The organism is Zoogloea sp. LCSB751 (genome assembly GCF_002028455.1).
GTDB lineage: Bacteria > Pseudomonadota > Gammaproteobacteria > Burkholderiales > Rhodocyclaceae > Zoogloea.
This window is the reverse complement of the sequence record NZ_MWUM01000024.1, coordinates 1-17818: the sequence shown is the minus strand read 5'-3', so window position 1 is coordinate 17818 and position 17818 is coordinate 1. Positions and strand designations below refer to the sequence as shown.

18 protein-coding genes are annotated in these 17818 nt (G+C 64.0%); 12 read left to right on the top strand and 6 right to left on the bottom strand.

Annotated features, from left to right (window positions below; genetic code table 11):
* The first annotated feature begins 12 nt into the window (after positions 1-12).
* The 8 genes from B4920_RS20665 (at position 13) to B4920_RS20630 (ending at position 7652) form a co-directional block, all read left to right on the top strand.
* Complete coding sequence (locus B4920_RS20665) at positions 13-375, top strand: hypothetical protein (protein ID WP_079436575.1); 363 nt, start codon at positions 13-15, stop codon at positions 373-375.
* 185 nt (positions 376-560) lie between these two features.
* Entirely contained in the window at positions 561-1454 is an 894-nt protein-coding gene (locus B4920_RS20660; RefSeq protein ID WP_079436574.1) for a TauD/TfdA family dioxygenase, read from the top strand.
* A 23-nt stretch (positions 1455-1477) separates the two neighbouring features.
* Positions 1478-2488, top strand: coding sequence for an ABC transporter substrate-binding protein (locus tag B4920_RS20655; RefSeq protein ID WP_079436573.1), 1011 nt, complete (start codon positions 1478-1480; stop codon positions 2486-2488).
* 8 nt (positions 2489-2496) lie between these two features.
* On the top strand, positions 2497-3351 hold the full coding sequence (locus B4920_RS20650; RefSeq protein ID WP_079436572.1) for an ABC transporter ATP-binding protein: 855 nt from the start codon (positions 2497-2499) through the stop codon (positions 3349-3351).
* Positions 3348-4217, top strand: a complete 870-nt coding sequence (locus B4920_RS20645; protein WP_079436571.1) for an ABC transporter permease — start codon at positions 3348-3350, stop codon at positions 4215-4217. The genes B4920_RS20650 and B4920_RS20645 overlap by 4 nt, the downstream gene beginning before the upstream one ends.
* A 26-nt stretch (positions 4218-4243) precedes the next feature.
* Positions 4244-5395, top strand: a complete 1152-nt coding sequence (locus tag B4920_RS20640; RefSeq protein WP_079436570.1) for an acyl-CoA dehydrogenase family protein — start codon at positions 4244-4246, stop codon at positions 5393-5395.
* 56 nt (positions 5396-5451) lie between these two features.
* Positions 5452-6117, top strand: a complete 666-nt coding sequence (gene lepB / locus B4920_RS20635; RefSeq protein WP_079436620.1) for a signal peptidase I — start codon at positions 5452-5454, stop codon at positions 6115-6117.
* A 107-nt stretch (positions 6118-6224) separates the two neighbouring features.
* Positions 6225-7652, top strand: coding sequence for a hypothetical protein (locus tag B4920_RS20630; RefSeq protein WP_079436569.1), 1428 nt, complete (start codon positions 6225-6227; stop codon positions 7650-7652).
* 15 nt (positions 7653-7667) lie between these two features.
* Here B4920_RS20630 and B4920_RS20625 read toward each other — a convergent pair whose 3' ends face one another.
* Positions 7668-9044 carry a bacteriohemerythrin gene (locus tag B4920_RS20625; protein ID WP_079436568.1) on the bottom strand — a complete coding sequence of 459 codons (1377 nt, stop codon included), beginning with the start codon at positions 9042-9044 and terminating at the stop codon, positions 7668-7670.
* Positions 9045-9537: 493 nt separating this feature from the next.
* Between B4920_RS20625 and B4920_RS20620 the strand changes: the two genes are divergently transcribed.
* Positions 9538-11232: an AarF/ABC1/UbiB kinase family protein gene (locus tag B4920_RS20620; RefSeq protein WP_079436567.1), complete on the top strand. Its 1695-nt coding sequence runs from the start codon at positions 9538-9540 to the stop codon at positions 11230-11232.
* 13 nt (positions 11233-11245) lie between these two features.
* Entirely contained in the window at positions 11246-12460 is a 1215-nt protein-coding gene (locus B4920_RS20615) for an MFS transporter (RefSeq protein WP_079436566.1), read from the top strand.
* A gap of 5 nt (positions 12461-12465) precedes the next feature.
* Here the strand turns inward: B4920_RS20615 and B4920_RS20610 are convergent, their stop codons facing one another.
* Positions 12466-13623 (bottom strand): HD domain-containing phosphohydrolase, encoded by a 1158-nt coding sequence (locus B4920_RS20610; RefSeq protein ID WP_088179520.1) that lies wholly within the window; start codon positions 13621-13623, stop codon positions 12466-12468.
* Between the two features lie 106 nt (positions 13624-13729).
* On the opposite strand from B4920_RS20610, the gene B4920_RS20605 reads away from it, so the two are divergent.
* Positions 13730-14260 carry a DNA-deoxyinosine glycosylase gene (locus B4920_RS20605; RefSeq protein WP_079436564.1) on the top strand — a complete coding sequence of 177 codons (531 nt, stop codon included), beginning with the start codon at positions 13730-13732 and terminating at the stop codon, positions 14258-14260.
* Here the strand turns inward: B4920_RS20605 and B4920_RS20600 are convergent.
* Positions 14242-15879: an alpha/beta hydrolase gene (locus B4920_RS20600; protein WP_088179519.1), complete on the bottom strand. Its 1638-nt coding sequence runs from the start codon at positions 15877-15879 to the stop codon at positions 14242-14244. The genes B4920_RS20605 and B4920_RS20600 overlap by 19 nt on opposite strands.
* A 278-nt stretch (positions 15880-16157) precedes the next feature.
* Between B4920_RS20600 and B4920_RS20595 the strand changes: the two genes are divergently transcribed.
* Positions 16158-16601: a universal stress protein gene (locus B4920_RS20595; protein ID WP_079436562.1), complete on the top strand. Its 444-nt coding sequence runs from the start codon at positions 16158-16160 to the stop codon at positions 16599-16601.
* Between the two features lie 100 nt (positions 16602-16701).
* Here the strand turns inward: B4920_RS20595 and B4920_RS20590 are convergent, their stop codons facing one another.
* Genes B4920_RS20590 through B4920_RS20580 form a run of 3 tightly spaced genes read right to left on the bottom strand, consistent with a single transcriptional unit; the run spans position 16702 to position 17665 of the window.
* Positions 16702-16944 carry a hypothetical protein gene (locus tag B4920_RS20590; protein ID WP_079436561.1) on the bottom strand — a complete coding sequence of 81 codons (243 nt, stop codon included), beginning with the start codon at positions 16942-16944 and terminating at the stop codon, positions 16702-16704.
* A 48-nt stretch (positions 16945-16992) separates the two neighbouring features.
* Positions 16993-17133: a DUF3149 domain-containing protein gene (locus B4920_RS20585; RefSeq protein ID WP_079436619.1), complete on the bottom strand. Its 141-nt coding sequence runs from the start codon at positions 17131-17133 to the stop codon at positions 16993-16995.
* A gap of 13 nt (positions 17134-17146) precedes the next feature.
* The gene (locus B4920_RS20580; protein ID WP_079436560.1) at positions 17147-17665 is read right to left on the bottom strand and encodes a FixH family protein; all 519 of its coding nucleotides are present in this window, start codon (positions 17663-17665) and stop codon (positions 17147-17149) included.
* Between the last annotated feature and the right edge of the window lie 153 nt (positions 17666-17818).

The window sequence follows — 17818 nt, the reverse complement described above, 5'->3', positions numbered from 1 at the left end:
CGGAGAACCCCGATGACCCGCAAGCTCACCCTCGTCCTCGCCACCGCAGCCCTCAGCGCCAGCCTCACCGCCCACGCCGGCAAGATCGACAACGGCAGCTGGACCCACGCCTGCGGCCCGCGCCCGGCCGAAGTCAATCTCGACCTGAAGAACCCCGACGCCTTCAACAAGAGCGTCGGCGCCGTGAACACCTACCGCCAGGCCCAGCGCGCCTGGCTCGACTGCCTGCAGAAGGAAGGCAATGCCGACATCCAGGCCACCAGCCAGGTGATCAGCCAGTTCATCAACGCCGAAGCCCAGACCGCCAAGCAGATCAACGACAAGATCGCCGCCGACGCCAAAACCGCGGACGCCAAGTTCGGGGACGGAAAATAAGATCTCCGCGTATCGCCCCGCCGGCTCCCGGCAGCAGGGCGTCCGTTAATTCGGAAATCGAATAAGCTCAGGCGCATTTCGACTCATAAGTTTCGAAAAATATAATGGTTCAGCCACGCGCCTGAGCTTTCTACAGTACAGCTTTCCTTCATCGGACCGGCCGGTTGCCATCGGCCCGACACTTCATGGAAGCCGTACTCAATTCGCCCGCCTCCGACGCGCGTGCCCAATCCTTCGAGATCCGCCCCTTCGACGGTGCCGTCGGTGCCGAGATCGTCGGCCTCGACCTCGCGCAGCCCGTCAGCACCGAAGACTTCCAGCGCGTCCACCGCGCCCATCTCGAACACCACGTGCTGGTCTTCCGCGACCAGCACATCACGCCAGCCCAGCAGGTGGACTTCAGCCGCCGCTTCGGCCCGCTGCAGATCCACGTGCTGCACCAGTTCGCGCTGCCCGACCACCCGGAAGTCCTGATCGTCTCCAACATCCGCGAGAACGGCCAGCCCATCGGCCTCGGCGATGCCGGCCACTTCTGGCACTCGGACATCTCCTATGTGGACAAGCCCAGCCTCGGCTCCTTCCTGCACGCCCAGGAGTTGCCGGAGGAAGGCGGCGACACCCTGTTCGCCAACCAGCACACGGCCTACGACGCGCTGCCCGCCGAGCTGCGCAAGGCCATCGCCCCGCTGCGCGCCGAGCACAGCTACCTGGCCAAATACGAGGAACTGCGCAGCCGCAGCCCGTGGCGCCCGAAGCTGAGCCAGGAACAGATCGATCAGGTCAGGCCGGTGGTCCACCCAGTGGTGCGCACCCATCCGGAAAGCGGCCGCAAGGCCTTGTTCGTCAGCGAGCACTTCACGACCCGCATCGTGGACGTCCCCGAGGACGAGAGCCGCCAGATCCTCGCCGAGCTGTTCGACCTCAGCACCCGCCCCGAACACGTCTATCGCCACGTCTGGCAGGCGCGCGACATGGTGTTCTGGGACAACCGCGCGGTGATGCACGTCGCCGCCGGCACCCCCGACCATCTGCGCCGCAAGCTGTACCGCACCACCATCGAAGGCGACGCCCCGTTCTGAATCCCCGCAAACAGAGAGAAACCATGAAGACCCTGACCCGCAAGACCCTCGCCCTGCTCGGCGGCCTCGGCCTGCTCGCGGCTAGCTGGACCGCCCACGCCGAAGGACAGATCCGCGTCGCCCAGCAGTTCGGCATCTCCTACCTGATCCTCGACGTGGTCCACGACCAGAAGCTGATCGAGAAGCACGGCAAGGCCCTCGGCCTCGACATCAAGGTGGAGTGGACGCAGATCTCCGGTGCCACCGCGATGAACGAAGCCCTGCTGTCCGGCAGCCTGGACATCGTGTCGGCCGGGGTACCGCCGATGCTCGCCCTGTGGGACCGCACCAAGGGCAAGCAGAACGTGAAGGCAGTGGCGGCCCTCGGCAACCTGCCCAACTACCTGCTGAGCAGCAACCCCAACGTGAAGACCATCAAGGATCTCAGCGACAAGGACCGCATCGCCGTGCCGGCCGCCGGCACCAGCTTCCAGTCCCGCGTGCTGCAGATCGAAACCGCCAAGGTGTTCGGCAAGGACAATTACAAGCGCTTCGACACCATCTCGGTGAGCCTGGCCCACCCGGACGCCACCGCCGCGCTGATCGCCGGCGGCTCGGAGATCAACGCCCACTTCTCCAGCGCCCCGTTCTACTACCAGGCCCTGGAAGCCAACAAGAACGTGCACAAGGTGCTCAGCTCCTACGACGCACTCGGCGGCCCGGCCACCTTCAACGTGCTGTACACCACTCAGAAATACCACGACGAGAATCCCAAGACCTATCAGGCCTTCTACGCCGCCCTCGACGAGGCGGCCAAGCTGGTCAAGGCGGACAAGGCCAAGGCCGCCGAAATCTTCATCCGCGTGCAGAAATCCAAGCTGTCACCGGAGCTCGTACGCAAGATCATCGAAGATCCGGAGAACACCTACACCATCCAGCCCCAACGCAGCCTGGCCTACGCCGAGGAGCTCTACAAGCTGGGCGTCCTGAAGAACCGCGCCACCTCCTGGAAGGACTACTTCTTCCCGGAAGCCTACGCGCAGCCCGGTAGCTGAGGTCCGCCATGTCCACCGTCACCCCCCTCAACGCCTTTCCGCCTGAGCCCCCCGCACCGCCGCTGCTGGCGGTGGACAAGGTCAGCCTCGAATACCGCACACCGGGACGCTTGGTGCGTGCCACCCACGAGGTCAGTTTCGATGTACATGCGGCCGACCGCTTCGTGTTGCTCGGCGCCTCCGGCTGTGGCAAATCCAGCCTGCTCAAATCGGTGGCCGGCTTCCTGCCGCCCACCGAGGGCGAGATCCGCCTCGACGGGCGTCCCGTCACCGGCCCCGGCCCGGACCGCATCGTGGTGTTCCAGGAATTCGACCAGCTGCCGCCGTGGAAGACCGTCAAGGAGAACGTGGTCTTCCCGCTGCGGGTATCCGGCACCCTCGGCCGCAAGGAGGCCACCGAGCGAGCCCTGCACTACCTGGACAAGGTCGGCCTGGCGGCCTTCGCCGACGCCTACCCGCACACCCTGTCGGGCGGCATGAAGCAGCGTGTGGCCATCGCCCGCGCGCTGGCCATGCAGCCGCGGGTACTGCTGATGGACGAGCCCTTCGCCGCCCTCGATGCGCTGACCCGCCGCAAGATGCAGGAAGAACTGCTGGCCCTGTGGGAGGAGGTCCGCTTCACGCTGCTGTTCGTCACCCATTCCATCGAGGAGGCGCTGGTGGTCGGCAACCGCATCGGCCTGCTGTCGCCCCACCCCGGCCGCATGCGCGCCGAGATCAACAGCCATCACTACGGCCTGCACAGCCTCGGCAGCGCCGATTTTCAGGCCAGTGCCCAGCGCATCCATCGCCTGCTGTTCGATGAAGAACCGACCGGTATTACCGCCGCAACGACACCCGGCAACCTGAAGAGATTCGCATGAACGCCCTCCACGCCCCGATCCGGCCGGAATACGAACACCAGCTGGAGCCGCTCACCCATGTGAGCCTCGAACACAGCTTGCCGCTGGCCGCCCGCCTGTGGGAACAGGCCTGGCTACGCAAGACCCTGCTCCTTGCCGTGCTGGCACTGGCCTGGGAAATCATCGCCCGCCAGCAGGACAACGAGCTTCTGCTGCCGACCTTCCTGGCCACCGCCAGCGCACTGCTGGACGGCGTCGCCTCTGGCGAACTGCTCGAACGCACCGCACTGTCCCTCGAAGTCCTGTTGCAAGGCTATCTCGGCGGGGTACTGGCTGCCTTCGTGCTCACCGCGCTGGCGGTATCCAGCCGCCTCGGGCGCGACCTGCTGTCCACGCTGACGACCATGTTCAACCCACTGCCGGCGATCGCCTTGCTGCCCATCGCCCTGCTGTGGTTCGGCATCGGCCACGGCAGCCTGGTCTTCGTGCTGCTGCATTCGGTGCTGTGGCCGCTGGCCCTCAACACCTACGCCGGTTTCCAGGGCGTGCCGCAAACCCTGCAGATGGCCGGCCGCAACTATGGCCTGAGCGGCATCCGCTACGTGCTGCAGATCCTGGTGCCGGCAGCGCTGCCGTCCATCCTGTCGGGCCTCAAGATCGGCTGGGCCTTTGCGTGGCGCACGCTGATCGCCGCCGAGCTGGTCTTCGGCGCCTCGTCCGGCAAGGGCGGGCTGGGCTGGTACATCTTCCAGAACCGCAACGAACTGTTCACCGACCGGGTCTTCGCCGGCTTGGCGCTGGTGGTCATCATCGGCCTGATCGTCGAGAACCTCGGCTTCAACACCCTGGAGCGGGTCACCGTGCGGCGCTGGGGCCTGCTACGCTGAAAGCGTCGATCGCTTCCGGAATCCCCATGCCCGACGATCTCGCCCCCCTGCTCGCCGAACTCCGCCGCACTGCCGTCGAACGGGACAAGCGCGGCGGCCACGCGGCCGAGGAAAAAGCCCTGCTGCAGGCCGCCGGCCTGTTGCGCCTGTCCATCCCGAAAGTGGATGGCGGCGACGAACGTCCGTGGCCGGAGATCTTCACGCTGGTCCGCCGCGTCGCCGCGGTGGACAGCGCCCTCGCCCACCTGCTGGCCTTCCACCACCTGCAGGTCGCCACGCTGCGCATCTACGGCAACGAGGCACAGCAGCGATGCTGGCTCGGCCGCACGATTACGGCAGGCGGCTGGTGGGGCAACGCGATGAATCCCCTCGACGCGGGACTCACCGCCAGCGATCACCCGGACGGCTACCTCCTCGACGGCACCAAGGGCTTCTGCTCCGGCGCCCGCGGCTCCCGTTTCCTGACGCTCACCGCCCAGCACCCGGCCGGCGGCGCCTTCATCATCGGGGTGATAGATACCGACCGGCCGGGCATCGTCATCAACGACGACTGGGACCCGATCGGACAACGCCAGACCGACAGCGGCTCGGTGAGCTTCCACCAGGTGCTGCTGCGCCGGCAAGACGTGCTGCGCCCCCACGCCGCCACCCTCAGCCCCTTCCACACCCTGCGCAACAGCTTCGGCCAGCTGATCCTCGCCAACCTGTACCTGGGCATCGCCATCGGCGCCCGCGACGAAGCACGGGATTTCGCCCGCCAACGGGCCCGCCCGTGGATCGCCGCCAACGTGCAACAGGCCACCGAAGACCCCTACACGCTGCACCGCTTCGGCGAGATCCACGTGCAGATCGCTGCCGCCGACGCACTGGCCGAACGGGCCGCCAAGGCCATCCAGGCCTCCTTTGAACGCGGCCCCGAACTGACCGAAAGGGAGCGGGCCGAGACTGCCGCCGCGATCGCCGAAGCCAAGGTCATCGCCCACCGGGCCGGACTGTTCGCCAGCCAGGAACTCTTCGAGGTGGTCGGCGCCCGCGGCACCCATGCCAGCCTCGGCTACGACCGCTTCTGGCGCAACGTGCGCACCCACACCCTGCACGACCCCATCGACTACAAGCTGGCCATGCTCGGTCGCTGGTCCCTCAACGGGGAATACCCGCCGCCGAATATGTACACCTGATGAACCAATGCGTGGCCGACCGGTCGATAGACAACATCACAACCTATGAGAACGGCATGAAAGACTTGATCAAGAACAACCGCGGATTCCTGCTCTTCCTGATCTGCCTCGGCTTTTTCCGTACCGCGATCGCCGACTGGAACCCGATCCCGTCCGGCTCCATGCGCCCCACCCTCCTGGAAGGCGACGTGGTGCTCATCAATCGCCTGGCCTATGACGCCAAGCTCCCCCTTACCGACATCTCCGTCGCCCATCTGGGCGACCCGGCGCGCGGCGACGTGGTGACCTTCAACTCGCCCAGGGACGGCATCCGCCTGATCAAGCGCGTCATCGGTCTGCCCGGTGACACCGTGGAGCTACGCGACGGTGCGCTGACCATCAACGGCGAGGCGGCCCGCTACGACATCACCGGCGTGGTGTCCGAGCCCATCGGCGAGGGCCACGAAGTCGACGCGGTCCGCGCAACCGAAACGATGGCTGGCACACGACGCACCATCCAGTACCTGCCCCAGGTGCAGCGGCTGCGCAACTTCGCCCCCCTCACCATCCCACCCGGCCAGTACCTGATGCTCGGTGACAACCGGGACAACAGCGCCGACTCCCGTGTGATCGGCCTCGTCCCCCGCCATCTGCTGGTCGGCAAGGCCCACCACATCCTCGTCTCGGCCGACATTCTGGGCACCTGGCTGCCCCGCCTGGAGCGTTTCGCACGGGCACTGTAAGGTCTGACGCTGGCTGATGCTGCAGGGGCGAATTCATTCGCCCCTGCAGCATCTTCTACAGAACTGTCCGATAGAACATCGTCACAAGCAAGCAAACAGGAGAAAGCGTGTTCAGCAAATTCCTTGGCGGTTATCGCCGCGAATGGACGACGGTCTTGCTCGTTTATTTCTGCTTCGGCGCCAGCTCGATTACAGGTATCGCCGAAGTCTTCTTCCAGAAGGAAACCCTCCAGCTTTCTCCCGTCGAAGTCAGCAGCATCGGTTTCTGGCTACTCCTGCCCTGGTCCATGAAAATGGTGGTCGGCACGGCCGCCGACGTCCAACCCCTCTTCGGCAGTCGCCGCATTGCCTGGCTGCTGATTGGATGCGCAGCCACTTTCGCCGGTTATGTGGCGCTCGCCACGGTCGTGAATGACAAGAGCAGCTACTTGGTAGCAACGCTGCTGACGGTCATCGGCTTCATGATCCAGGACGTGATCGCAGACGCCCTGAGCGTCGAAGTGGTCGAAACAGAGGAAGAGCGCAACCAGATCCAGACCCTCGGACGGGCTGCCGTCCTGCTGGGCGCCATCAGCGTGGGCTATCTATCCGGCGTACTGGCCGGTGCCATTGGCCCGCGCAAGGTTTATGCGCTGGCCAGCCTCCTGCCTTTGCTGATTGTGGCCAGCCTGCCCCTGTTGCGGCGCGACCGGAAACGCATCCAACTTCCGGCCTCTGCGGAAGCTAACGCCGGCCAGGATCTACTGGGCGGTGGCAAGGCCCGCATCGTCATCCTGGTCGGACTGGCCTACGCCGCGAGCGGCATCGTCCTCAAACTGCTCGAAGTGCCCTACTCACAGGAGATCGTGCTGTTCATCTCGCTGGCCCTGATCGGTCTGGTGCTGGCACGTGTCGGCATTTCGAAGGAAATCGCCATCGCGGCAGCCGTCATCTTTTTGTTCCGCGCCACGCCAGACGTCGGCCAGGGCTACAGCTACTGGGCCATCGACAAACTCGGCTTCGACCAGGAGTTCCTCGGCGTGCTGGCCCAGGTCAGCTCCATCCTGAGCCTGATCGGCCTGCTCGCCTTCCGGAAGTACATCGTCAGCATGCCGGTCAGCTTCACGCTGGGCTGGGTGATGATCGTCGGCACGATTCTCTATCTGCCGAATATCGGGCTGTTCTATGGCCTCAATGAATGGCTGGGCCTGTCCGCCCGCACTTTCGCCTTCATCGACACCACCATCTCGGCGCCGCTGGGCCAACTGACCATGGTGCCGATGCTCATCCTCACCGCCCGCGCCGCGCCCAAGGGTGCCGAAGCAACGGTGTTCGCCGTGATGGCCTCCCTGATGAACCTCGCTCTTTCTGCAAGCCAGTTGTTCACCGGCTATCTCAATGAAGCTTTCCATATCACCCGCGAGGACTTCTCCAACCTGGGCCCACTGATGGTCGCCGTGGCCCTGATCGGCTTACTACCGATGCTCAGCCTTCCCCTTCTTCGCAAGGTAGAAGGCTCCAACAGTTCGAAGGCGCCGGAGCTCCAGCCAGCATGAGCGTGGTATGCGTTGTCAGCCCTGCAGATACTGGGCGAACTTCTTATCCTCGACGAGGATGTGATCGGTGAGCCAGTTACGCAGATAGCGGGAGATTTCCTCCCCCAGGCCCGGCGTGAAGTTGTTGCGCAGCTTGTCGCGCAACGCGATGACTTCTTCCGCCATACGCCGGTGGACTTCCTTGTGCGCCTCGAGATGGGGATAGCCGTTGCGCTCGAGCAGACGCTCCTCCCGACCGAAATGGGACAGCGTGTAGCCGACCAGCTCATCGACGACGAACTCGACCGCGCTCTGGTCGTGACAGTTGGCGTCGAGGGAGATCTGGTTGATGAGGGTCAGCAGCACGCTGTGGTCGTGGTCGACCACCGGATCGTTAAGGCTCATCAGCGCGGACCACTGGATGTCGCTGGCCTGCTCGCGGATCTCGAGCACTTTTTCTAGGGCGGCCACGACGCGCGAATCGAACTGGCTACCGGCCGATTCGCGCATGTAGGCCCTGACCTTGTCGAGCGGCCAGGCCGGCTTGTAGGGGCGCTCCGACGACAGGGCGTCGAAGACGTCGGCCACCGAGGTGATGCGGGCCGACAGCGGGATCTGCTCACCGGCCAGCTTGTAGGGATAGCCCTTGCCATCCCAGCGCTCGTGGTGGGAATGGGCGATTTCCGAGGCCAACCGGAAGTGCAGGCTCTCGGGCAGCAGGCGGCTGGCCTTCTTCAGGATGCTGCCACCGTCCTCGGCATGGCGTTCGATCAGCTTCCGCTCTTCGGGATCGAGCTTGCCCTTCTTGAGCAGGATGCTGTCCGGCACGCCGACCTTGCCGATGTCGTGCAGGATGCTGGCGGTGCCGAGGTGGGACAGAAAGTCGGCGTCCAACTCATCCGCGGGATAGCCCACACCGGCCAGTTCACGGGCGATCTCGTGGGCCAAGCGGGCCACCCGCAGCACGTGTTCGCTGGTGTCGGTATCGCGGTATTCGGCCAGGTCGGCCAGCGTCGAGACAGCCACCTTCATGACGCTTTCCAGCTTGACGGTCGAACGCCGCTCCAGCGTGATGTCGCGCACCTGCAGCAGCAGGACTCCGCTGTCGGTGGAGCGGGCGACGACAAAAAGGTGACGCCCCCTCTCGCCGACGATCTCGACCTGCAATTCGTTGCCGCCGAACTTCGCATCATGAAACGCTGACAGCTGACGACGCAGATCGCCTCCCTGCCCGGAACTCTGGGCGGCAATGCAATCGAGGATCAGCGTCAGGGCGGAACCGCCCTTGAATGGATGGCGTCCGGGTGCCACGAGCGTGGCAAAGGGCGCATTCTGGTAGATCAGCCGGCTTTCGGCATCGAAGATGGCCACCCCCTGATCGAGGAGGTCGAAGGCTTCAAGCGGAAAATTCATTAGGGACTCTGTCGGAAGTCGCTGGGACGGAAGGGGCGCTCACCATGGCAAGGTACGGCAGGGTGGCCGCCTTGGATGGCGTTTCGAATCATGGCGGCGGCAGTCCACCGCACGAGACATGGAGCAAAGCTGTTGGCGAACGGCAAGATATTCCCCTTTGGCATACAGCCGGCAACACGGCAGTGGACGGTCATCGCCCGGCAATGACGCCAGGAAGATGACATCCGCGAATCATCAGTCATTCGGCACGCAAAGTCAGTGAAGAATGCACGAAAAAAACCATTATGGGAGTGTCGTCATTAAATCTTGACGCCATCACATGCCAGGTGGGCCCCCATTTGCCGCCTGCCAGACATTTCCGATCTTTTTCCGCGTTGCGGCTTGCCTCTTGCGTTCCGGCAAGGCAGCCTTGCCGCACCAACAAATTTCCCGCTGCCATGAACACCCGCCGTACGCCTGCACTGTCCCCTAACCGCCACGCGAGGCGCCGCTGATGCTGTGGCAAGCCCTTGGCGCGGTGCGCGATCTGAAGCGCATCCATGACATCGCCAGCGTGCTGATCCGTTATGGTTTCGGCGACGTGGTCCGACGCATCGGCATGGCACATGCGCTTGAACGCGCCGGCAAGGCCCTGCGCTGGCGGGAACCGGAGGAGCTGGCCCACCTGGAGCCGGCCGCCCGGGTCCGCCGGGCACTGGAGGAGCTGGGGCCCAGTTTCGTCAAACTGGGACAGATCCTGGCAACGCGCGTGGACCTGTTCCCGCCCGACTGGATCGCCGAATTCAGCAAACTGCAGGACGCGGCCCCCGCCGTACCCTTCGCCGAGCTGCGCACCCAACTCGTGGAAGACCTGGGAGATGCGCCGGAGTCGATCTTCAGTGCGCTCGACCCCCAACCGCTGGCCGCGGCCTCCCTGGCCCAGGTCCATCGCGCCCGCCTGAGCGACGGCACCGACGTGATCCTCAAGGTACGGCGTCCCGGCATCCGCCCGATCATCGAAGCCGACCTGCGCCTGCTGGAACGCCTGGCCGAGATCATCGAGGCCGAGGCCTCCGACCTGCGCCGTTACCGGCCGCGCGACATCGTCCGCCAGTTCACCCTGTCCCTGCGCCGCGAGCTGGATTTTGCCGCCGAATGCCGCAACGCCGAACGCATCGCCGAGCAGTTTGCCGGGCATCCTGAAATCTCCATTCCCCGCGTGCATTGGCAATGGTGCGGGGAGCGCCTGAACGTACAGGACTACGTGGACGGCATTTCCGGACGGGACCTGGCCGCCGCCGACGCCGCCGGGCTGGATCGCAAGCTGCTGGCCCGCCGCGGCGCCGAAGCCGTACTCAAGATGCTGCTGGAGGACGGCTTCTTCCATGCCGACCCCCATCCCGGCAATGTGTTGTACCTGACCGGCAACCGCATCGCCTTCATCGATTTCGGCATGGTCGGACGCCTGACCGAGGAACGCCGCAGCCAGGTGGCGCGCCTGCTGCAGGGGCTGGTCGGCCGCGACAGCAGTCTGGTTGCCGACGTTCTGCTCGACTGGAGCGACGACGATCCGCGCGATCCGGACTCCGATCTGGCAACCCTGCGTGCCGAAATCGACACCTTCGTCGACCTTTACCACGGCGTGCCGCTGCAGCGCCTCGACATCGGCGCGATGCTGTCGGACCTGCTGACCATCCTGCGCGAGCACGGTCTGTCCCTACCCGCCGATCTGGCCCTGATGATCAAGGCCTTCATCACTCTCGAAGGCATGGGCCGGCAACTCGATCCGGATTTCGACATTGCCGCCGAGGCGAGCCCCTTCCTTCGCCAAGTCCTGCTGGCCCATGCCGCGCCGGCGGCCTTCGCCCGGCGCGGCTGGCGTGCCTTCGCAGATGCAGTGGATCTGCTGGCCGGCCTGCCACGGGATCTGCGCCAGTTCCTGCATGCCGCCCGCCGGGGCAAGTTGCAGGTTCAGGTCGAAGTCCTGCCACTGCAGCGCTTCGGTGGCCAGATCGACCGGGCGGCCAGCCGGCTGGCCCTGGCCATCGTGATCGCCGCACTGATCGTTGGCTCGGCCATCGTGATGACAGTCGACAAGGCGCCATCCCTGCCCGGCCTGCCGTCCTTCGGCCTGCTCGGCTTCATTGCCGCGCTGATCGGCGGACTCTGGCTGCTGGTTTCCATCTGGCGCAGCGGCAATCCCGACTGACGATGTACTCTCCATGACGACCACAACCACTGTAGCCGCCTCCCACCAGCTCGCACCGGGCCAGGATGCCCGGATCATCGCGCTGGTCAGTTTCGCCCACGGCGTATCCCATTTCTTCCACCTGCTGTTACCACCGCTGTTTCCGTGGTTGATGCCCGAATTCGGGCTCGACTTCGTAAGCATCGGCAGCACGATGACGGTCTTTTTCGTCGTTTCCGGCGTCGGTCAGGCCCTGGCCGGACTGGCGGTCGATCGCTTCGGCCCCTTGCGGGTACTGTCGGCTGGCATTGCGTGCTTCATCCTTGCCGGCTTCGGGCTGTCCCAGGCCCGTGGGCTCGGCGATCTGATGGCCGTGGCGGCAGTGGCCGGTCTGGGCAACAGCGTCTTCCATCCCTGCGACTTCACGATCCTCAACCGCAACGTTTCCCCGCAGCGCCTGGGGCACGCGTTCTCGATGCACGGTTTGTCCGGCAACCTGGGCTGGGCGCTGGCACCGGTATTCCTGACCGGCATCGCCTCCCTTGCTGGCTGGCGTACCGCCGCGCTGGGCGCCGGATTGCTGGCAATTCCCGCACTGGCATTGCTGCTGCTAGGGCGGCACCATTTCGTGGTCGACACGCACACAAGCGCGGCGAGCGGCCGCAAGGTGACGACGCTGGAAATCCTGAAGGTCGGCCCCGTGTGGTTGTGCTTCACATTCTTTCTGCTGCTCACCACGGCCTTCGGTGCCATCCAGAACTTCGGCACGCCGCTGATGCAGGGCATGTACGGCATGCCGGTCAGTCAGGCCGCCGGCACCTTGTCGGCCTATCTGCTGGCCGGGGCGGCGGGCGTGCTGGTAGGTGGATTTCTGACCCGTCACGCGCGACAGGGGCAGGTCATCGCCGGCGCCCTGTGCACCGCCGCACTGACTGCGGTGCTGCTCGCCAGCGGCTGGCCGCCCGCCGGCATGGTGGTGCCGCTGATGGCTGCAATCGGCTTCCTGACCGGTCTGGCCGGACCTTCGCGAGATCTGCTGGTGCGTAGCGCGGCAACGGCCCGTTTCGGCCAGGCAGCCTTCGGGCGGGTGTATGGCTTCGTGTATTCGGGGCTGGATACCGGCCTGGCGCTGGCACCGCTGCTATTCGGCGGCTTCATGGACAAGGGCCATTTCGGGGCCGTACTGGTCGGCTTCGCCATTCTGCAGGCGGCGGCCGTCTTCACTGCGCTGGGTGTCGAGCGACGCTGAGGCACTCAGGGCGCGCCCTCGTCCTCCTCGGCTTCATCACTGAAATTGCGGGCGATGGCGGCAAACTCGCCGTCGACCTTCAAGAGGATGTCGACGATGTCGGGGTCGAAATGCTTGCCGCGTTCGAGTGCCATCATCTCGATGGCCTTTTCGTGGGGGAAGGGTGGCTTGTACACCCGCCGGGAGATCAACGCGTCGTACACGTCGGCAACCGCCATCAGGCGTGCCGACACCGGAATATCGTCGCCCGCCAGCCCTTCCGGATAGCCACTGCCGTCCCAGCGTTCGTGATGCCCATAGGCGATCTCGGCTGCATAGCGCAGGAAGGTCGCGTCTGCCACGCCTCCCAGTGCTTTTTCGGCCTGCAGGATTGCGTTGCGTCCATATGCGCAGTGCTGCTTCATGATCACCCACTCGTCGGGCGTCAGCTTTCCCCGCTTCAGCAGGATGGCGTCGGGGGTCGCTACCTTACCCACGTCGTGCAGCGGTGCCGATTTGAACAGCAGCTGGATCACGTCTTCATCCAGCTGTGCGCTGAAACGGGGGTGGTCCTGCAATTGTTCGGCCAGGATGCGGACGTAGTGCTGGGTGCGGCGGATATGGTTGCCCGTCTCGTTGTCCCGGGCTTCAGCCAGGGCGCAGAAGGCGGTGATGGTGGCCGCCTGAGCGGCGATCACTTCCTGCTTGCTGGCGACAAGGCGTCGGCTTTGCTCGCTGATCTCCACCGTACGCTCGGCTACCAGCTGCTCAAGGTCCGCATTGCGCCGCTGCAACGCCTTGGTTGCCCGCGACAGGGCCAGGTGGGTACGAACCCGCGCCAGCACGACCGGCGGAGAAATCGGCTTGTGGATGAAATCTTCTGCACCGAGGGACAAACCCTGCTCTTCATCTTCCGGGCGATCCAGCCCGGTGAGGAACATGACCGGGATGCCGCGTGTGGATTCGGACGACTTGAGGCGGCGGCAGACTTCGAAGCCATCCAGCCCGGGCATCATCACGTCGAGCAGGATGAGATCGGCACGCCCACCCGCCTCCAGATAGCCGAGCGCCTCACCACCACTCATGGCGGGGTGAACGTCATAATGCTCCGACAGCACGTCCTCGAGGATCAGCAGATTGTCGGCCTGGTCATCCACCACCAGCACGTGGGCACGCTGTTTCATTGCAAACTCCAGAACCATTTCGGACAACCCATCTTTTTTCCCAGCGCCTGTTGGGAAATCATTCCAACATCTGTTGCCCGCCTCTGCAAGCGCAGTCTGAAACGCCATGGCCCTAATCTACAGTTTTCCCCCGGTTGCAACGCCTTCCGCCCACACCCTGATCCTGGGCAGCATGCCCGGCGAGGCCTCCCTGCGGGCCGGCCAGTACTATGCGCACCCCCGCAACCTGTTCTGGCCCATCCTGGGCGAGCTGACCGGTGCGCATCCCGCCCTGCCCTACGTTGAGCGCCTGCGCTGCCTGGAGACGGCGGGCATCGCGCTGTGGGATGTGCTGCAGTGCTGTGAGCGGGAGGGCAGTCTCGATACGCGGATCGATACCAGCACCATCGTCCCCAACGACTTTCCGGGCTTCCTGGCGGCCCACCCACAGATCACGCGGGTCTTTTTCAACGGAGCGATGGCTGAGGCGAGTTTCAGGCGCCACGTGTTGAAATCGCTGGCCCCGCGCCAACTGGAATACCAGCGCCTGCCATCGACCAGTCCGGCAAACGCCGCGTTCAGCTTCGCCCGGCGCCTGGAGGCCTGGCGAAGCGTGCTTGCCGCCACCGGACTGCCGGCTCAGTGCTCCAGCACGTAAGTGCCCGGGGCATCGGCGAGAGCCGGGTAGGCCTCGGTCGCCACCGCCGGCGCGTCGACCAGTTCTCCGCACTGAGGCTTGAGCCAGGCCATCCAGTCTTCCCACCAGCTGCCGGCATGCTCGTCGGCCTGCTCATACCAGCCGTCGGCGGTATCGCTGCGCCGCGCCTGACCAGCCCAGAACTTGCGCTTGGGTGGCTTGACCGGCGGATTGACGATGCCAAGGATGTGCCCCGAGCTAGACAGCACGAAACGCTTCACGCCGCCCACGAAATTCATCGTGCGGAAGGTCTGCTTCCACGGCGCGATGTGATCATCCTCGGCCGACACCGCATAGACGGGCTGAGTGATTGCGCCCAGATCGATGGGCTCGCCCGCGACAGTGAGGCTGTCCTTGTCGATCAGGCGATTGTGCAGATATAGCTCGCGCAGATACCAGGCATGCATCGTGTACGGCATGCGCGTGGTATCCATGTTCCAGTACAGAACGTCGAACGGCGGCGGCGTTTCGCCATACAGCCAGCCATGCACGACGTAGTGCCAGATCAGGCTGTTCGACCGCAGCAGACGGAATGCCGAAGCCATTTCGGCACCATCCAGATAACCCTTGCGCTCCATGTTCTGGGTGATGAAGCGGATGCTGCCCTCATCCACGAAGACTTCGATATCGCCCGGTTTGTGGAAATCGACCAGGGTCGTGAACAGGGTCCAGTGGGAAACCGGCACATCCTCCGGCGCGAAATGGCGGTTGGCCCAGGCCATGTAGGTGGACAGAGCCGTCCCACCGATGCAGTAACCGACCGCATGTACCTTTGGCGCACCGGTCACTCCGCGGGCGGTGTCGACGAGGGCCTGCACGCCTTCAACCAAGTAGTCGTCGAAGCTGACGTCCCGCATCTCCGGCCCAGGATTCTTCCAGCTGGTTATGAATACATCGAAGCCCTGATCCAGCAGGTAGCGGATCATGCTCTTCTTGGAGTTCAAATCCAGGATATAGAACTTGTTGATCCACGGGGTGACGATCACGATGGGCGTCTTATACACCTGAGCCTTGGTCGGCGTGTAGTGCAGGACCTCCAGCAGACGATTGCGGAATACCACCTTACCCGGCGTAGTGGCCAGGTTCTGCCCGACGGTAAAATCGTCGGGATCGGTCATCCGGATGTTGCCCGCTTCCAGATCGTCGAGAAAATTCCGGAAACCCCGCGCAACGCTCTCGCCCTTGGTTTCCACGGCGAGCCGCATCGCCACCGGGTTCAACCAGAAGAAGTTCGACGGAGCCACCGCATTGAGCCACTTCCGCCACCAGAAGGCGGCCCGGCGACGCTCTTTCTGGGACAGGCCCGGGGTGTCATACAACATGTCCTGGGCATGATGGGTCATGACCAGGTACCACTCCTTCAACAGATCCCAGGTCGGCGACTCAGCCCATGCCGGGTCGGCGAACCGGTTGTCGTCCTCATGGGGCCGAACCGGGTCCTCGCTGGGCAGGCCGAGCAGACGGCGCCAGCTGTGCCATTGTAGGGCCCACAGGCTCCCGGAGACACGCGTCATGGCCTCGGCCAGTTCCTGGGGATGGGCGGACCACGCAAGCTGGGCATGCACCAGCGGCGCAGCCATGCCAAGGGGATCGATTGACGACTCCACAGAATCATGCAGCTGCCTTAGCGACTTGCGCGCAAGATCAAGTGGTGGTGCGGGTTCACGACGGGGCATGACTCACAGCTCCTTTCATCCAGAATAAATTGGCACCCGGCATCATGCGCCGGATCGGCAGAATCTTGTGCTTGTTTCAATCGTGATCCAGCCTTGGAGATGGACCGTTGATATTCGTCAAGCAGCTCCCGAACAGACTGCGCTTTATAATGGGACACTCAGTTCCCGACAGGATCGACATCATGTTCAAGAACATTCTGGTACCAACAGATGGATCGGAACTCTCCGACTCCACCGTAACCAGGGCGGTCAGCTTCGCTCAGGAAGCTGGTGCGCGCGTCACCTTCTTCTATGCCCAGCCGGACTTCCCCATGCCCATCTATGGCGAGGGCGCCCTGATAGACCCGACCACCCCCGAACAGTTCAGCCGTGCAGCCGCGGCGGAAGCGGAGGCGATCCTGTCCCGTGCCCGTGCAAACGCAGAGGCGGCCGGCGTCGAAGCCAGCGGCGACACCCTCGTCAGCGAAGTGCCCTACGAAGCCATCATCGAGGCAGCCGAACGCAACGGCTGCGACCTGATCTTCATGGCATCCCATGGCCGGCGTGGCCTGAGCGGGCTGCTACTGGGCAGCGAGACCCAGAAGGTACTGACCCACAGCAAGATACCGGTACTGGTCTATCGGTGAATCACCAGCAACCCGCACCAAGCAGAAGGGCCTCGCGAAAATCGCGAGGCCCTTCTGCTTGGTGACTCCGATGCCCCCCGTTACACCGGGGGACGCGGGATCAATCGGATTCTGTCCCGTTGATCTCCGCCGAGGTCTGCTGGAAAAACAGCGTGGTCAGACTGGATGCAGCACAAACCAGCCAGAAGCCGAAGAAACCGATCGAATAGGTGGCGATCGCCGAAAAATGAACCGGCTCGCCCAGCAGGTACAACTCCTGTGGGCTGATGACGGTAAAAAAAATGATCTCGGCCACGCCTGCAACCAAGAATGAAGGCCATAGAACCTGGATCAGATTCAACATGCTCAAGCTCCCTGAAAAAATGCGGGCCCTGAGGCCCGCGTCAGCCAGCTAGGAATGAGAACGTCGTTCGTCTTCCGCAATGTGGGTCTTGGCAAATCGATACAAATACCCGGCCATCACGATGACGAACCCAATGGTGAACAAGCTCAACAGGCCAATGTCGCTACCGAACAATTCCTTCCAGGCCATGACTTCCTCCATGTCAATCAACAGGTTTCAGATCCGCTGAATCGATCCGGATCTCCGTCTCTGTGGGGAGGAATGCGGCCCCTGACAGCCTCCAGCTGCGGGACTCATCTTCTATCAACACCTTCCAGTGGGCGCTGCCGAGTTGGCTCTGCATGCGCCCCTGATATCCATTGCCATTACGTTCGAGAACCAGCTGCTGATCCAGACCACCACGGGTCGGGTGGGCCAGTGTAACCAGCACACGGGCCGGCAGTTCAACCCCCTGTCTGGCTTGCAAGGCCACCGACAGGCCTTCCGCGGTGAAGCGGACGTCAGCCTTCAAACCCAGATCGGCCGCGGCCGTCGCCCTCGCCAACGTCTGGTTGATCGCCAGCCCCTGCTTGTAGTAATCATCGGCAACCATGCCGTCGAAGGACGTCACGGCCAGCCACATGGTGATGCTGCCACCGATAATCGCCGTCACCGGCATCAGCATCAGTAACCAGGTCCAGCGTTCCTTGTACCAGGGAGTGGGAATCTGATTGGGGGCCATTGCTCTTTGAGTCATTTATGCGCTTCTCTACTGCGGTATCAGGAACACCGACTTCTCCCGTACCGCCACGGTTTCGTCGTCCAGCGCCTTCACTTCGATATACACGGTGTTGGAGCCGGGCTTGCCCGACTCGGGCGGCGCCGCCACTTCGAT

Excerpts from the sequence above, each read along its gene's own strand:
- B4920_RS20665 (WP_079436575.1), top strand. The coding sequence starts at position 13 with ATGACCCGCAAGCTCACCCTCGTCCTCGCCACCGCAGCCCTCAGCGCC.
- B4920_RS20660 (WP_079436574.1), top strand. The coding sequence starts at position 561 with ATGGAAGCCGTACTCAATTCGCCCGCCTCCGACGCGCGTGCCCAATCC.
- B4920_RS20655 (WP_079436573.1), top strand. The coding sequence starts at position 1,478 with ATGAAGACCCTGACCCGCAAGACCCTCGCCCTGCTCGGCGGCCTCGGC.
- B4920_RS20650 (WP_079436572.1), top strand. The coding sequence starts at position 2,497 with ATGTCCACCGTCACCCCCCTCAACGCCTTTCCGCCTGAGCCCCCCGCA.
- B4920_RS20645 (WP_079436571.1), top strand. The coding sequence starts at position 3,348 with ATGAACGCCCTCCACGCCCCGATCCGGCCGGAATACGAACACCAGCTG.
- B4920_RS20640 (WP_079436570.1), top strand. The coding sequence starts at position 4,244 with ATGCCCGACGATCTCGCCCCCCTGCTCGCCGAACTCCGCCGCACTGCC.
- lepB (WP_079436620.1), top strand. The coding sequence starts at position 5,452 with ATGAAAGACTTGATCAAGAACAACCGCGGATTCCTGCTCTTCCTGATC.
- B4920_RS20625 (WP_079436568.1), bottom strand. The coding sequence starts at position 9,044 with ATGAATTTTCCGCTTGAAGCCTTCGACCTCCTCGATCAGGGGGTGGCC.
- B4920_RS20620 (WP_079436567.1), top strand. The coding sequence starts at position 9,538 with ATGCTGTGGCAAGCCCTTGGCGCGGTGCGCGATCTGAAGCGCATCCAT.
- B4920_RS20615 (WP_079436566.1), top strand. The coding sequence starts at position 11,246 with ATGACGACCACAACCACTGTAGCCGCCTCCCACCAGCTCGCACCGGGC.
- B4920_RS20610 (WP_088179520.1), bottom strand. The coding sequence starts at position 13,623 with ATGAAACAGCGTGCCCACGTGCTGGTGGTGGATGACCAGGCCGACAAT.
- B4920_RS20605 (WP_079436564.1), top strand. The coding sequence starts at position 13,730 with ATGGCCCTAATCTACAGTTTTCCCCCGGTTGCAACGCCTTCCGCCCAC.
- B4920_RS20600 (WP_088179519.1), bottom strand. The coding sequence starts at position 15,879 with ATGGCTGCGCCGCTGGTGCATGCCCAGCTTGCGTGGTCCGCCCATCCC.
- B4920_RS20595 (WP_079436562.1), top strand. The coding sequence starts at position 16,158 with ATGTTCAAGAACATTCTGGTACCAACAGATGGATCGGAACTCTCCGAC.
- B4920_RS20590 (WP_079436561.1), bottom strand. The coding sequence starts at position 16,944 with ATGTTGAATCTGATCCAGGTTCTATGGCCTTCATTCTTGGTTGCAGGC.
- B4920_RS20585 (WP_079436619.1), bottom strand. The coding sequence starts at position 17,133 with ATGGCCTGGAAGGAATTGTTCGGTAGCGACATTGGCCTGTTGAGCTTG.
- B4920_RS20580 (WP_079436560.1), bottom strand. The coding sequence starts at position 17,665 with ATGGCCCCCAATCAGATTCCCACTCCCTGGTACAAGGAACGCTGGACC.